We start from the raw sequence: 13,565 nt of genomic DNA on the forward strand, positions 1-13,565 counted from the left end.
GCCACAGGTCAGCCAAATAATTCAATCACTGAACAAATAGCCGACCCCACCCCTCGGAGGCTGCCATGGCACCCCGTCCCACTCCCGCCGACAAGTTCTCCTTCGGGCTCTGGACCGTGGGCTGGCAGGCCCGTGACCCGTTCGGCGACGCCACCCGTCCCGAGCTGGACGCGGTCGAGGCGGTGCACCGGCTCGCGGAGCTCGGCGCGTACGGCATCACGTTCCACGACGACGACCTGATCCCGTTCGGCGCCGACGCCGCCACCCGCGACCAGCACATCGCCCGGTTCCGCAAGGCCCTCGACGAGACCGGCATGGTCGTTCCGATGGTCACCACCAACCTCTTCACCCACCCGGTCTTCAAGGACGGCGGGTTCACCAGCAACGACCGGGACGTCCGCCGCTACGCGCTGCGCAAGGTGCTGCGCAACGTCGACCTCGCCGCCGAGCTCGGTGCCAAGACCTTCGTGATGTGGGGCGGCCGCGAGGGCTCCGAGTACGACGTCGCCAAGGACGTCCGCGCCGCGCTGGAGCGCTACCGCGAGGCCGTCGACCTGCTCACCCAGTACGTCGTCGACCGCGGCTACGACCTGCGCTTCGCGCTCGAGCCCAAGCCGAACGAGCCGCGCGGTGACATCCTGCTGCCCACCGTCGGGCACGCGCTCGCCTTCATCTCCACCCTGGCCCACCCGGAGCTGGTCGGCCTCAACCCCGAGGTCGGCCACGAGCAGATGGCCGGGTTGAACTACGCCCACGGCATCGCTCAGGCGCTCTGGCAGGGCAAGCTGTTCCACCTCGACCTCAACGGCCAGCGCGGCATCAAGTACGACCAGGATCTGGTCTTCGGCCACGGTGACCTGATGAACGCGTTCGCCCTGGTCGACCTGCTCGAGAACGGTGGCCCCGGGGGCGGGCCCGCGTACGACGGCCCGCGGCACTTCGACTACAAGCCGTCCCGCACCGAGGACATCGCCGGGGTCTGGGCGTCGGCCGAGGCGAACATGGCGACCTACCTGCTGCTCAAGGAGCGGGCCGCGGCGTTCCGCGCCGACCCGGAGGTGGCCGAGGCACTGGCTGTCAGCAAGGTCGGGGAGCTGGCCACGCCGACCCTGGGCGACGGGGAGAGCTACGCCGAGCTGCTGACCGACCGCTCCGCCTTCGAGGAGTTCGACGTGGACGCGGCCGCCGCTCGTGGCTTCGGTTTCGTCCGGCTCAACCAGCTCGCCGTCGAGCACCTGCTCGGCGCGCGCTGAGGCGGTCGCCATGCCGCTCGTAGCGGGGGTGGACTCGTCCACCCAGTCGTGCAAGGTCGTGATCCGGGACGCGGAGACGGGGGCGCTGGTCCGTCAGGGCCGTGCCCCGCACCCGGACGGGACCGAGGTCGACCCGGCCGCGTGGTGGACGGCGCTGCGGGCGGCGGTCGACGCCGCCGGCGGGCTGGCCGACGTGGCGGCCGTCTCGATCGGCGGCCAGCAGCACGGCATGGTCGCCCTGGACGAAGTCGGCCAGGTGGTCCGGCCGGCGCTGCTGTGGAACGACACCCGTTCGGCCGACGCGGCCGAGGAACTGATCGCCGAGGCCGGGGGCGGCGAGACCGGCCGGCGGTACTGGGCGGACGCGGTGGGCAGCGTGCCGGTGGCCAGCTTCACGGCCACGAAGCTGCGCTGGCTGGCCCGGCACGAGCCGGAGAACGCGGCCCGGGTCGCCGCGGTCTGCCTGCCGCACGACTGGCTCACCTGGCGGCTGGCCGGGGCGCCCGGACTCGCCGGGCTGCGCACCGACCGCGGTGACGCCAGCGGCACCGGCTACTGGTCGCCGGCCACCGGCGACTACCGGTTCGACCTGCTGGAGCGGGCCTTCGGCCGGCGCCTCGCGGTGCCGACGGTGCTCGGCCCGACCGAGGTCGCGGGTGAGCTGCACCTGGGCGCGCTGGCCACCGACGGGGTACCGGCGGGACCCGCCGGCAGCGGAGTGCTGCTCGGACCGGGCACCGGCGACAACGCTGCGGCCGCGCTCGGCGTGGGCGCCGGCCCCGGCGACGTGGTGGTCTCGATCGGCACGTCGGGCACCGTGTTCAGCGTCGCCTCGGGACCGTCCGCCGATCCCACCGGAATCGTGGCCGGCTTCGCCGACGCCACCGGCCGGTTCCTGCCGTTGGTCTGCACGCTCAACGCGGCGCGGGTGCTGGACGCCGCCGCGTCGATACTGCGGGTCGATTTGGACGAGTTGGCCGACCTGGCGCTCGCCGCGCCGCCGGGCGCGGACGGACTGGTCATGGTTCCGTACCTGGAGGGGGAGCGGACCCCGAACCGGCCCACCGCCACCGGCGCCGTGCACGGGCTGACGCTGCGCAACTCGACTCCGGCCCACCTCGCCCGGGCCGCCGTGGAAGGGATGCTCTCCGCGCTCGCCGACGGGCTCGACGCGCTCGTCGCCCAGGGCGCCGAGGTCCGTCGGGTGATCCTCGTCGGTGGTGGGGCCCGCTCGATCGCGGTGCGGCGCATCGCGCCGCAGGTGTTCGGCTGCCGCGTGGTCGTGCCCCCGCCCGGCGAGTACGTCGCCGACGGCGCCGCACGCCAGGCTGCGTGGGTCGCCCTGGGTGGTGATCGGCCACCCGCCTGGCAGCTCGACGGCACCGAGGAGTACGCCGCCGAGCCGGTCCCCGCGATCCGGGAGCGGTACGCCGTCGCCCGGGACCACGTCATCGAGCGCTGACCGGTTCCCGGGGCGGGTGGCCACCCGCCCCGGGAACCGCGCGGCTCGTCGCCTGCCGGGCCGGCCGGAGGCACGGCGTCCGGCCCGGCGACGCCACGGGCTGTACGCGTACCGCGCCGTCGGGGATGATCTTCACGTGCCTTCCCCGCCCCTGCCGTCGGCTCCGCCGACCGGACCCACCCCGCTGCCGGTCATGCAGTACGACGACTTCGACAGTCCGTGCGACGTGGTGGATGCCCTGCTGCTCGCCGAGTTCGTCAGCGGCCGGCACCCCTGGGCCAGGACGGTGCAGCTGGCGAAGCCCCGGCCGGGGACGGAACTGCTCCCGCAGCGGGCTCGGCTGATCCGTACGGCCATGGAGCGCAACCGGGTCTCCCGTCTCGCCGCCGGCGACGGCTGGCTGGCCCGCGTCGTACAGGGGCGGGGCCGGGGTGTGGAGGTGACCGTCACCGCCGTCGACGCCGAGACCGGGGCGGGCGTGCTCGCCGAGATCGTCGAGCAGGGTGCCGAGCCGCTGGACGCCGCCCACGTGTCGATGGGCTTCTGGCACCGCAACCAGCAGGGCGGGGGTCAGCGGGACACACGCGGGATCCAGGCCCCGACCTGGGAGACCATCCGGTCCAACTACCCGGCTGAGGCCGCGGCGGCGCTGACCGACCTGATGGAGCTGGCCCCCGAGGCGGTGTCGGGCCGGTTGCTGCTGCTGCACGGACCACCCGGCACGGGCAAGACCACGGCGCTGCGCGCGCTGGCCCGGCACTGGCGCCGGTGGTGCCAGGTCGACTGCGTCCTCGATCCGGAGGAGCTCTTCGCCGACCCGGCGTACCTGATGGAGGTCGCGGTCGGCGAGGGCGAGGACGAGAAGGACGACGACCCGGAGCGGTCCTGGCGGCTGCTGATTCTGGAGGACTGCGACGAGCTGATCCGGGGGGAGGCCCGGCAGACGACCGGGCAGGCGTTGTCCAGGCTGCTCAACCTGACCGACGGGCTGCTCGGCCAGGGCCGCAACGTCCTGGTCGCGATCACCACGAACGAGGACCTGTCGCGGCTGCACCCCGCGGTCGTCCGCCCCGGCCGGTGTCTGGCCCGGGTCGAGGTCGGACGGCTGTCGCACGCCGAGGCGACCGCCTGGCTGGGCGACGACACGGCCGCCGTGCCGGCGGGCGATGCCACGCTCGCCGAGCTGTACGCGCTCCGCGCCGGTGCGCCGGTCACGGCGGAGCCGGCCGTGACGATCGGCGGTTACCTGTGAAACCGATCCGCCCCGGCGGGCCGCCGCCCGCTGGTGTCCCGGGGCTGCTTGGCTGCCAGGCATGACCATGAGCCGGGGTGGGAGGGCGCGCGCCTGGGGCGGGACCGCGGTGCACCGCGGGTACAGCGTCGTGGTCTTCGTGCTGCTCGCCTCGCTGGACAACGTGGCGATCGGGCTGGTCCCACCGCTGTACGGCCCGATCGCCGACGCGTTCGAGGTGCCCCAGCGGCTGCTCGGCCTGGTCACCGCCGCGACGTTCGTGGTGAGCGCCGCGGCGGCCGTCGGCTGGGCGTACGTCGGCGACCGGGCGAACCGTAAGCCGCTGCTCATGGCCGGCACCCTGATCTGGGCGGTGGGCACCGGGGGCGGCGCCCTGGCCGGGAACTACCTGACGTTCCTGGTCGCGCAGGTGGTCGCGGCGATCGGCCTGGGCGCGGTCGGCTCGGTCGGGTTCTCCGTGGTCACCGACCTGATCTCGCCCCGCCGCAGGGGTCTGGTGATGAGCTTCTGGGGGCTGTCCCAGGGGGTCGGCACGCTGGCCGGCACGCTGGTCGCCGGCCTGCTCGGGAGCGTGGACTGGCGTCGGCCGTTCCTGGTGCTCACCGTCGTCGGCCTGGCGGCCACGGTGGCGTACCTGTTCACCTACGACATCCGGCGCGGCCAGAGCGAGCCGGAGCTGGTCGACGCGCTCGCCGCCGGGGCCGACTACGACTACCGGATCAGCCGGGCCGACCTGCCGCGGATCCTCGCCCGGCGGACCAACCGCTGGCTCGTCCTGCAGGGGCTGACCGCGCAGGCCGCGTTCGGTTCGCTGGTCTGGCTGCCGGTGCTCTTCGCCGAGCGGGCCGAGGCCCAGGGTCTCTCGACCGCCACCGCGGTGCTGGTGGGCAGCGTCTTCGCCACGCTGTTCCAGCTCGGCGGGGTCTTCTCGATCGTGGGCGGGTTGGTCGGCGACGCGGTGCAGCGCCGTACGCCGCGAGGGCGGGGTCTGGTCGCGGCGGTCGGGGTCCTCGCCGCGGTGCCGCTCTACCTGGTGTTGTTCTTCGTGCCGATGCGTATCGACGTGCCGGACGGGGCGAGCGCCGGCGCGGTGATCGCGGCCGTGCTGGCCAGCGTGGTGACCGAGCCGACGGTCGGGTTCGGCCTGCTGACCGCGGTGGTCGCGCTCGCCCTCACGTCGGCCAACTCGCCGAACTGGTTCGCGCTCATCGCCGACGTCAACCCGCCGGAGCACCGCGGCACGGTCTACAGCCTCGGCAACCTGGTGAACGGTGTCGGCCGGGCGTCGGGCAACGGGCTGGTCGGCGTGGCCTTCCCGGTGCTGCAGACGGCCTTTCCGCCGCCGCTGAACTACGCCGTCGGGCTGGCCGCGTTCCAGCTCTTCTTCGTGCCCACCGGCGTCATGTACTGGCTCGCCGCACGCCACTCACCGGCCGACATCGCGGCGGTGCGGGGGTTGTTGCACGAACGCGCCGAGCGCCTGGAGTGAACGAGGGCCCCGGTCGACGCCGAGCGTCGGCCGGGGCCCGAAGTCGACGGCTCAGGCGCGGAACCAGACCGTCACGTCGGTCGGCACCGACCCGTCGTCGGTCAGCGGCTCGCTGGTGTGCAGCACCTCGGCGCCGGCCGGCAGGGCGACCGCCGCCTCGCCGAAGTTGGTGAGCACGGTCAGGTCGCCGTTGTCGAAGGTCAGCACGGCATCGCCGGACTCACGCCAGCGCAGCGTGCCCTGGCCCAGCCCGTGCTCCCGGCGCAGCCGCAGGGCGGTCCGGTACATCTCGTACGTCGAGCCGGGCACCTCCCGCTGCCGGTCCAGGGCGTACTCGGCCCAGACCTCCGGCTGCGGCAGCCAGCTCGCGTCGGTCGGGCCGAAGCCGTACGACGGCGCGTCGGCCTCCCACGGGATCGGCACCCGGCAGCCGTCGCGGCCGCGCTGGGTGTGCCCGCTACGGGCCCAGGTCGGGTCCTGCCGGGCCTCGTCGGGCATCGTGGTGTGCTCCGGCAGCCCCAGTTCCTCACCCTGGTACAGGTAGGCCGAGCCGGGCAGGGCGAGCATCAACAGGGTGGCCGCCCGGGCCCGGCGCAGGCCGAGCGCGGCGTCCGGCTGCGGGTCGCCGACGCCGATGCCGTTCGGGCGCGGCGTGCCGATCGGCAGGCCGAGACGGGAGGCGTGCCGCACCACGTCGTGGTTGGAGAGCACCCAGGTCGTCGGCGCGCCGACCGAGTCGGTCGCTTCCAACGAGCGGGTGATCACCGCGTACTGGGCGGGCGCGGTCCAGGCTGCGAGGAGGTACTCGAAGTTGAACGCCTGGTGCATCTCGTCGGGCCGCACGTAGCGGGCGAGCCGCTCGGCCGGCTCCACCCACGCCTCGGCGACGAGGATCCGCTCACCCGGGTAGCCGTCCAGCACCCGGCGCCAGTCGCGGTAGATCTCGTGCACCCCGTCCTGGTCCCACATGGGCGGGCGGGGCCGGTCCGCTTCGTTGCCGGAGAGGATCTCCTGCGGCTCCTGCCAGTCGGCCAGGTCGGCCTGCTTGATGAGACCGTGCGCCACGTCGACCCGGAAACCGTCCACGCCCCGGTCCAGCCAGAAGCGCAGGACGTCGAGGAACTCCGTGCGCACCTCGGGGTTGTCCCAGTTCAGGTCCGGCTGGCCGGTGTCGAACAGGTGCAGGTACCACTGGCCGGGCCGACCGTCGGGTTCGACGACGCGGGTCCACGCCGGTCCGCCGAAGACGCTCTGCCAGTCGTTCGGCGGCTGCCCACCGTCCGGACCCCGGCCGTCCCGGAAGACGTACCGGCTCCGTTCGAGGCTGCCCGGCGCGGTGGCCAGGGCGGCGGTGAACCACGGGTGCGCCGACGAGGTGTGGTTGGGCACGAGGTCGACGATCACCCGCAGGCCACGGGAGTGCGCCCCGGCGATCAGCTCGTCCGCGTCCGGCAACCGGCCGAAGAGCGGGTCGACGTCGCGGTAGTCGGCCACGTCGTACCCGGCGTCCGCCTGCGGCGAGGGGTAGAAGGGGGAGAGCCACACCGCGTCGACGCCCAGTTCGACGAGGTGGTCGAGGCGGGCGGTGATGCCGGGCAGGTCCCCGATCCCGTCCCCGTTCGAGTCGGCGAACGAGCGCGGGTAGATCTGGTAGATGACCACTTCGGTCCACCAGCCGGCGATCGGGCCGCCGGATCGGTCTTCCTTGCTCACGTTGGTGTTCAGGGCCTTCTCCCGTGTGTCGTGCGTGTGGTGCGGTGTGGCCGCCGGCGTCGCCGGCGGGCGGTGCGTTCAGTGTGCCCGGGGCGGTGCGGTCGACTCGCGTACGACCAGCCGAGTGGGCAGGATCACCGGCGGGTTCTGCGTGTCCGGCCGGGACGGGCCGGATGCGGTGAGCGGCCGGCCGTCGACCGTGTCGAGGGCGTGCCCGCCGAGCGGGTCGAGCAGGATGCGCGCGGCCAGCCGGCCCTGCTCCGCCGCCGGCTGGGCCACGGTGCTGAGGCCGAGCACGCCGGCCAGGTCGTGGTCGTCGATGCCGATCACGCTGACGTCGTGGGGTACCCGCAACCCCGCGTCACGCAGCGCCGCCAGCGCGCCCATCGCCATCTCGTCGCAGGCCGCGACGATCGCCGTAGGCGGTTCCCCGCGAGCCAACAGCTCGGCGGTGGCCCGGGTGCCGCCCGCGATCGTGAACTGGGACTCGACGTCCAGGCTCGGATCCGGCCGCAGCCCGGCCGCCCGCATCGCCTCCTGGTAGCCGCGCCGCCGTTCGGCGTGCGCGGTGAAGGAGAGCGCGTCGTGGGGGTAGCCGGAGATGTGCGCGATCCGGCGGTGCCCGAGGTCGAGCAGGTGCCGGGTGGCCGTCCGCGCGGTGGTCAGATCGTCGATCCGTACGCAGGGCCACCCCGGTACCGGAGTGCCCGAACTGATCGTCACGCCGGGCACCTCCAGCGCGGTGAGCGCGCTGACGTCGGCGGGGAAGAGCGGGGTGGCCACCAGCATGATGGCGTCCGCGCGCTTGTGGAGGTTGGCCGTCCGCAGCACCCGCTGCCGGGACTGCTCACGGCCGCCGAGGTTGTAGAGCAGCAGGTCGTACCCCGACTCGTGGAGGAACTTCTCGACCGCCTCCACGACGGTGGCGAAGAACCAGCGGGTGATCTGCGGGACCACCACGGCGATCGTACCGGTCCGGCCACCGGCCAGGCGTGACGCGCTCGGCGAGACGGCGTACTGCAGCTTCTCGGCTGCGGCGAGCACCCGGTGCCGCGTCGCGGGCGAGACCGTCGGGAGGCCGCGCAGCGCCCGGGAGACGGTCGCCGTGGAGACCCCGGCCAACCGGGCGACATCATCGATCGTGGTCACGGTTCCCCCCAGCTCCGTGGCCGCGTCCGCCGCCGCCCACCGGATCGCGGGCGGCGGCGGACGACGTGCCTCAGCCCTTCACGCTTCCGGCGAGGAGCCCGCGCACGAAGTAGCGCTGCAGGGACAGGAACACGATCAGCGGTACGATGATCGACACGAACGCACCCGCGGTGAGTCGCTGCCACTCGTTGCCGCGGGTACCGGCCATCTCGGCCAGCCGGACGGTGAGCGGGGCGGTCTCGTCCCCGCCCCCGGCGAAGATGAGCGCGACCAGCAGATCGTTCCAGACCCAGAGGAACTGGAAGATGCCCAACGCGGCGAGCGCCGGGGTGATCAGCGGCAGCACGATGGTGCGGAAGATCTTCGGGTGGCTGGCCCCGTCGACCCGGGCCGCCTCCATCAGGTCACCCGGCAGCTGCGAGATGAAGTTGTGCAGCAGGAAGACCGCGAACGGGAGCGCGAAGCAGGTGTGGGCGAACCACACCTGGGCGAACTTCTGTTCGTCGACCAGGTCCCAGGCCGGCAGCACCTGGATGCCGGCGACGGTGACGCCGGTGGAGAAGAACTTCAGCAGCGGCACCAGGGCCATCTGCAGCGGCACGATCTGCAGCGCGAAGATCGCGATGTAGACCCATTCCCGGCCTCGGAAGTTGATCCAGGCCAGCGCGTACGCGGCCAGGGCCGCGAAGGCGATCGGGAAGAGCACCGACGGGATGGTGATCGCCAACGAGTTGATGAAGTAGCTGGCGAGCTGCCCGGAGGACGAGGATCGGCCGAACAGGACCTGCTGATAGTTCTCCAGCGTGAACTGCGGGTCGGTGAAGAACGTCCACCAGCCGGTGGTCTTGATCTGGTCCTCCGGCCGGAAGGAGGAGATGAACAGGCCGAAGGTGGGGACGGTCCAGAAGAGCGCGATGAGGATCGACATCAGGGTGGCCGTGCGGCTGTTCAGCCGCTTGCGGACCCGGCCGGCGACGGTCTTCGGAGCGTCGGTCCGCTGGGTGCCGACGGCGACAGTGGGCGTGGCGGTGGTCATCTCAGCCCTTCCGCTGCTGACGGAGGTTGCGGATCTGGTAGATCACGACCGGGATCACCAGGATGAACAGGAAGACCGCGAGCGCGGAGCCCTGCCCGTTCTCGCCGTAGCGGAACGCCTGGTTGTACATCTCGTTGGCGATCACGCTGGTGTCGTAGTTGCCGTTCGTCGAGGTCCGGACGATGTCGAAGACCTTGAGCGTGGCGATGGTGATGGTCACGACCACGACGATCAGCGCGGGGCGGATGCTCGGCATGGTGATCTGCCAGAACATCTGCCACGGGCTGACCCCGTCGAGCCGGGCCGCTTCGATGATGTCGGCGGGGATGGCCTTGATGGCGGCGGAGAGCACCACCATGGCGAAACCGGCCTGGATCCAGACCATGATGACGATCAGCAGCAGCGTGTTCAGCGGCGACTCGAGCAGCCACTGCTTGGGCTCACCGCCGAGGCTGACCACGATCTGGTTGAGCAGACCGATCTGCTCCTGGCCGTCGCCTCGGTACGCGTAGACGAACTTCCAGATGATGCTGGCGCCGACGAAGGAGATCGCCATCGGCAGGAAGATCAGGGACTTGGCGAACGCCTCGAACCGGACTCGGTCCACCAGCACGGCGTAGATGAGGCCGAAGGCGGTGGCCACGAGCGGAACCAGGAGCACCCAGACCAGGCTGTTGATCAGCACCCGGACGATCGAGCCGTCGGAGAACATCCAGCCGTAGTTGTGCAGCCCCACCCAGTTGGTGCTGTTCGAATCCATGAAGGAGAGCAACACGGTGCGGATGGCCGGGACCACCAGCCCGATGGTGAGCAGCAGCAGCGTCGGCAGCAGGAAGAAGAGGGCGAAGAAGCCCTCCCGCTGTCTCGGCCTGCGGGGGAGCGGGGCGCCGCTGGCGGAGGCGGCGACGAGCCGCGCCTCCCGGCGGCGGGCGAACCAGGCCGGCACCACGTCGAGAAGCAGGAGCAGACCACCCACCACCGCGACGAAAGCGATCAGCCCGTACATCAGCATGAGGAACTTCGGCTGTTCCTCCGCGAAGTCGAACTCCATCGACCCTCCCAGGTCCTCATTGGCCGGTGGGCCGGCCCGCGTTCCGCGAGCCGGCCCACCGGTTCAGATCACTTCCAGCTGCTCTCGATGCCCTGCAGCACCGACGCGGTGTCCTTGCCGTTGATCCAGTCGACCATGCCCTTCCAGAACGTCCCCGCGCCGACGGCGGCCGGCATCAGGTCGGAACCGTCGAAGCGGAAGACCGTGCTCTTGTCCTGCAGGATCTGGACGGAGAGCTTGTCCACCGGGTTGGGGACGTTGGCCAGGTCCAGCTGCTTGTTCGCCGACACCCAGTCGCCGATCTTGGCGCGGCTGTTGGCGTACTCGCCGGACGCCAGGTAGGTCTGGACGGCCTGCACCTCGGGCCGGTCGGCGAAGGCCGCGACGAACTCGCCGCCGCCCAGGACCGGCTTGCCCTTGGCCGGGTCGATGGCCGGGAAGTAGAACGCGAAGACGTCGCCGTCCTCGGCCACCTTGGTGCCCTCGGGCCACTGGTTGGCGTAGAAGGACGCCTGCCGGTGCAGCGCGCACTTGCCGGTGGTGATCGGCAGGCCGGCCTCACCGAAGGCGGTGGTGGCGATGCTCTTCACGTTGCCGAAGCCGCCGTTGACGTACTTCTCGTTCTTGAGGATCTGGCCGGCGCGGTCGACCGCCTCGGCGACCCGCGGGTCGTTGAACGGGATGCCGTGGGTGGTCCACTGGTCGTAGACCTCGGGGGTCTGCGTCCGCAGCATCAGGTCCTCGATCCAGTCGGTGGCCGGCCAGCCGGTGGCCTCACCCGACTCGATGCCGGCGCACCACGGCTTGATGCCGCTGGCTGCGATCGTGTCGCTGAGCTTGATCAGGTCGTCCCACGTGGTCGGCGGGGTCCAGCCCTTCTCCTTGAACATCTTCGGGGAGTACCAGACGAAGGACTTCACGTTCGAGCCGAGCGGGGCGCCGTAGAACTGGCCGTTCACGGTGCTGTACTTCAGCCAGTCGGGCGAGTAGTTCTGCTCGGCCATCGTCTTGGTGTCGGCGCTGGCCGGCTTCAGCTTGCCCGAGTCGACGAACCGCTTGAGCAGACCCGGCTGCGGGATGAAGGCCAGGTCGGGGGCGTTGCCGCCGTCAACCCGCACGGGGAGCTGAGCCTCGAACTCGGGGCTGCCCTCGTGGTCGATGTCGATCCCGGTGCAGTCCTCGAAGGTCTTCCAGGACTCGTCGAGGCGGTCGGCCTCGAGGTCACGGATCGACGAGTAGATCGTGACCTTCTTGCCGTCGTGGCCCTTGTACTTGTCGTATGCGGCACACTCCGCGGAGTTCGCGTTGCTGCTTCCCTTGTCGTTGCCGGTGCCGCAGGCGGTGGCGCTGAGCGCCAGCCCCAGTACGCCGGCGATCGCGAAGGCCTGGCGTGGTCTGGTGAAGACCGCCATGCCGTCCTCCTTTCTTGCCGGCGCGGTCGTAGTAGAACCGGCGCCGGTCCGATGGGCGTCCCAACATGTAAGCGCTTGCATGGCGCGTGGTCCAGCCCCCGTCAGACACGACCGAGTAACAATCCGGAAACCTCCAGGTAGCGGAGTGGGCACGCTCCCACCGCAGAGACACGCCCTCTTTCGATATCCGTCAATATCTGTCAAGCTGTATGCGACTCATTGAAGGATATCGACATAGGAGGAGCTGGATGAGTAAGCGATGGTTCAGCCTGGTGGCGGCCGGCCTGCTCGTCGCGGGGACTCTGGTCCCCGCGACGCCGGCAATGGCCGCGCCGACCTTCAAGGTGCCCTTCCCATGCGGTCAGGTCTGGTCCGGCCAGACGCGGACCAACCACAGCCCGGCGAACGCGGTCGACTTCAACCGCACCGACGATTCGGGGGATCCGGTGGTCGCCAGCGCGCCGGGCACCGTCGACCGGGTGACCGACCTCGGCGGCACGAGCTACGGCAAGTACGTCCGGATCAGCCACGCCGGCGGCTACCACACCTACTACGCGCACCTGAGCGGCTTCAACGTCTCGGTCGGCCAGGCGGTGGGCTACGGAAGGGTGATCGGCTGGGTCGGCAGCACCGGCGGCTCGACCGGTCCGCACCTGCACTACGAGCAGCGCCTCGACGGCGGCGACATCAAGGTCCGGTTCAACGGCGCGCTCGCCCTCTACTGGGGGACGAAGAACTACACCAGTGACAACGGGTGCTCGTCCGGCGGCACTGCCACCGGCACCGTCAACACCAGCGGCACCGCGCTGACCGTTCGCTCCGGACCCGGCACCGGCTACGCCTCGGTCGGCACGGTCGCGGATGGTGCCCAGGTGACCATCCACTGCCAGACCACGGGCACCACGGTCACCGGCACCTACGGCACCAGCTCGATCTGGGACCGGATCGGCTCCGGGCGGTTCATCTCCGACGCGTACGTGTACACCGGGTACGACGGGTTCATTCCGGGCGTGCCACGGTGCTGACCTGACCGGTGGGCCCGACCGGACCCGGCCGGGCCCACCGGCGCGGACCAGCGCCGGCAGCCGTACGACCGCCGGTGTCGGCGCGACGGCCGGCGTCGGTCAGGGATTGAGCCGCCAGATGGCGAAGTTGAGGGCCGCCGCGAAGGTGACCCAGGCCAGGTAGGGAAGCATGAGCAGCGCCGCCGGGCGGGACACGCGAGCGAACAGCAGGACGGTGAGCGCGATCGCCAGCCACAGCACGACGATCTCGGCGAAGGCCGCCCCGTAACGGCGGGCACCGAAGAAGAGCGGCGTCCAAGCGGCGTTGAGCACGAGCTGGGCGACCCAGGCCCAGAAGGCGGCGCCGATTCCGACGCGTCGCCAGGCCAGCCAGCCGGCCAGCGCGATCATCACGTAGAGCAGGGTCCAGACCGGGCCGAAGAGCCATCCGGGCGGGGCCCAGGAGGGACGATCCAGCGCCGCGTACTCGGCGGAGGTGCCGCGTACACCGAGCGCGCCGACGGTGGCGGCCACCGCGACCGCCGCGCCGAAGCCGAGCAGCGCCCATTTCGCTCGGGTGCCGATACGCCGTGCCAGACGTGACGTGTTCATGCTCATCCCTCGGTGGTAGGCCGCTGGCGGGCGGGTCCGGATGTCACGGCGCCGGGGCCGCCGGGACCGGTGCTCCTGTCGGGAGGACGGAGCGGCCGGCCACGACGACCCCGGCGGGTCCAGTGGTGAGGG

The 13,565-nt window shown here is 71.5% G+C and carries 11 protein-coding genes; 5 read left to right on the forward strand and 6 right to left on the reverse strand.

The window, feature by feature from the left end; translation table 11 throughout:
* The first annotated feature begins 65 nt into the window (after nucleotides 1-65).
* The 4 genes from xylA to AB0F98_RS08195 all read left to right on the forward strand — a co-directional run bounded on the left by xylA (nucleotide 66) and on the right by AB0F98_RS08195 (nucleotide 5,456).
* On the forward strand, nucleotides 66-1,253 hold the full coding sequence (xylA, locus tag AB0F98_RS08180) for a xylose isomerase (RefSeq protein WP_357730519.1): 1,188 nt from the start codon (nucleotides 66-68) through the stop codon (nucleotides 1,251-1,253).
* 10 nt (nucleotides 1,254-1,263) lie between these two features.
* Nucleotides 1,264-2,715, forward strand: coding sequence for a xylulokinase (gene xylB, locus AB0F98_RS08185; RefSeq protein ID WP_357730522.1), 1,452 nt, complete (start codon nucleotides 1,264-1,266; stop codon nucleotides 2,713-2,715).
* A gap of 136 nt (nucleotides 2,716-2,851) precedes the next feature.
* Nucleotides 2,852-3,967, forward strand: coding sequence for a DUF5925 domain-containing protein (locus tag AB0F98_RS08190; protein ID WP_357730526.1), 1,116 nt, complete (start codon nucleotides 2,852-2,854; stop codon nucleotides 3,965-3,967).
* A gap of 61 nt (nucleotides 3,968-4,028) precedes the next feature.
* The gene (locus AB0F98_RS08195) at nucleotides 4,029-5,456 is read left to right on the forward strand and encodes an MFS transporter (protein WP_357730530.1); all 1,428 of its coding nucleotides are present in this window, start codon (nucleotides 4,029-4,031) and stop codon (nucleotides 5,454-5,456) included.
* A 51-nt stretch (nucleotides 5,457-5,507) separates the two neighbouring features.
* Here the strand turns inward: AB0F98_RS08195 and AB0F98_RS08200 are convergent, their stop codons facing one another.
* The 5 genes from AB0F98_RS08200 to AB0F98_RS08220 form a co-directional block, all read right to left on the reverse strand.
* Nucleotides 5,508-7,169 (reverse strand): glycoside hydrolase family 13 protein, encoded by a 1,662-nt coding sequence (locus AB0F98_RS08200; protein WP_357730533.1) that lies wholly within the window; start codon nucleotides 7,167-7,169, stop codon nucleotides 5,508-5,510.
* A 78-nt stretch (nucleotides 7,170-7,247) separates the two neighbouring features.
* Nucleotides 7,248-8,318 carry a LacI family DNA-binding transcriptional regulator gene (locus tag AB0F98_RS08205; protein WP_357730536.1) on the reverse strand — a complete coding sequence of 357 codons (1,071 nt, stop codon included), beginning with the start codon at nucleotides 8,316-8,318 and terminating at the stop codon, nucleotides 7,248-7,250.
* A 70-nt stretch (nucleotides 8,319-8,388) separates the two neighbouring features.
* Nucleotides 8,389-9,354: a carbohydrate ABC transporter permease gene (locus AB0F98_RS08210; protein ID WP_357730539.1), complete on the reverse strand. Its 966-nt coding sequence runs from the start codon at nucleotides 9,352-9,354 to the stop codon at nucleotides 8,389-8,391.
* Between the two features lies 1 nt (nucleotide 9,355).
* Nucleotides 9,356-10,405, reverse strand: coding sequence for a sugar ABC transporter permease (locus tag AB0F98_RS08215; protein WP_357730542.1), 1,050 nt, complete (start codon nucleotides 10,403-10,405; stop codon nucleotides 9,356-9,358).
* A gap of 68 nt (nucleotides 10,406-10,473) precedes the next feature.
* Nucleotides 10,474-11,817 (reverse strand): ABC transporter substrate-binding protein, encoded by a 1,344-nt coding sequence (locus AB0F98_RS08220; protein WP_357730545.1) that lies wholly within the window; start codon nucleotides 11,815-11,817, stop codon nucleotides 10,474-10,476.
* Nucleotides 11,818-12,065: 248 nt separating this feature from the next.
* Between AB0F98_RS08220 and AB0F98_RS08225 the strand changes: the two genes are divergently transcribed.
* Nucleotides 12,066-12,842, forward strand: a complete 777-nt coding sequence (locus AB0F98_RS08225; protein ID WP_357730547.1) for a peptidoglycan DD-metalloendopeptidase family protein — start codon at nucleotides 12,066-12,068, stop codon at nucleotides 12,840-12,842.
* Between the two features lie 99 nt (nucleotides 12,843-12,941).
* On the opposite strand, the gene AB0F98_RS08230 is transcribed toward AB0F98_RS08225, so the two are convergent.
* Entirely contained in the window at nucleotides 12,942-13,439 is a 498-nt protein-coding gene (locus AB0F98_RS08230; RefSeq protein WP_357730551.1) for a TspO/MBR family protein, read from the reverse strand.
* Nucleotides 13,440-13,565: the final 126 nt, after the last annotated feature.

Source organism: Micromonospora sp. NPDC023737, assembly GCF_040639715.1.
In the GTDB taxonomy this organism is placed as follows: Bacteria; Actinomycetota; Actinomycetes; order Mycobacteriales; family Micromonosporaceae; genus Micromonospora.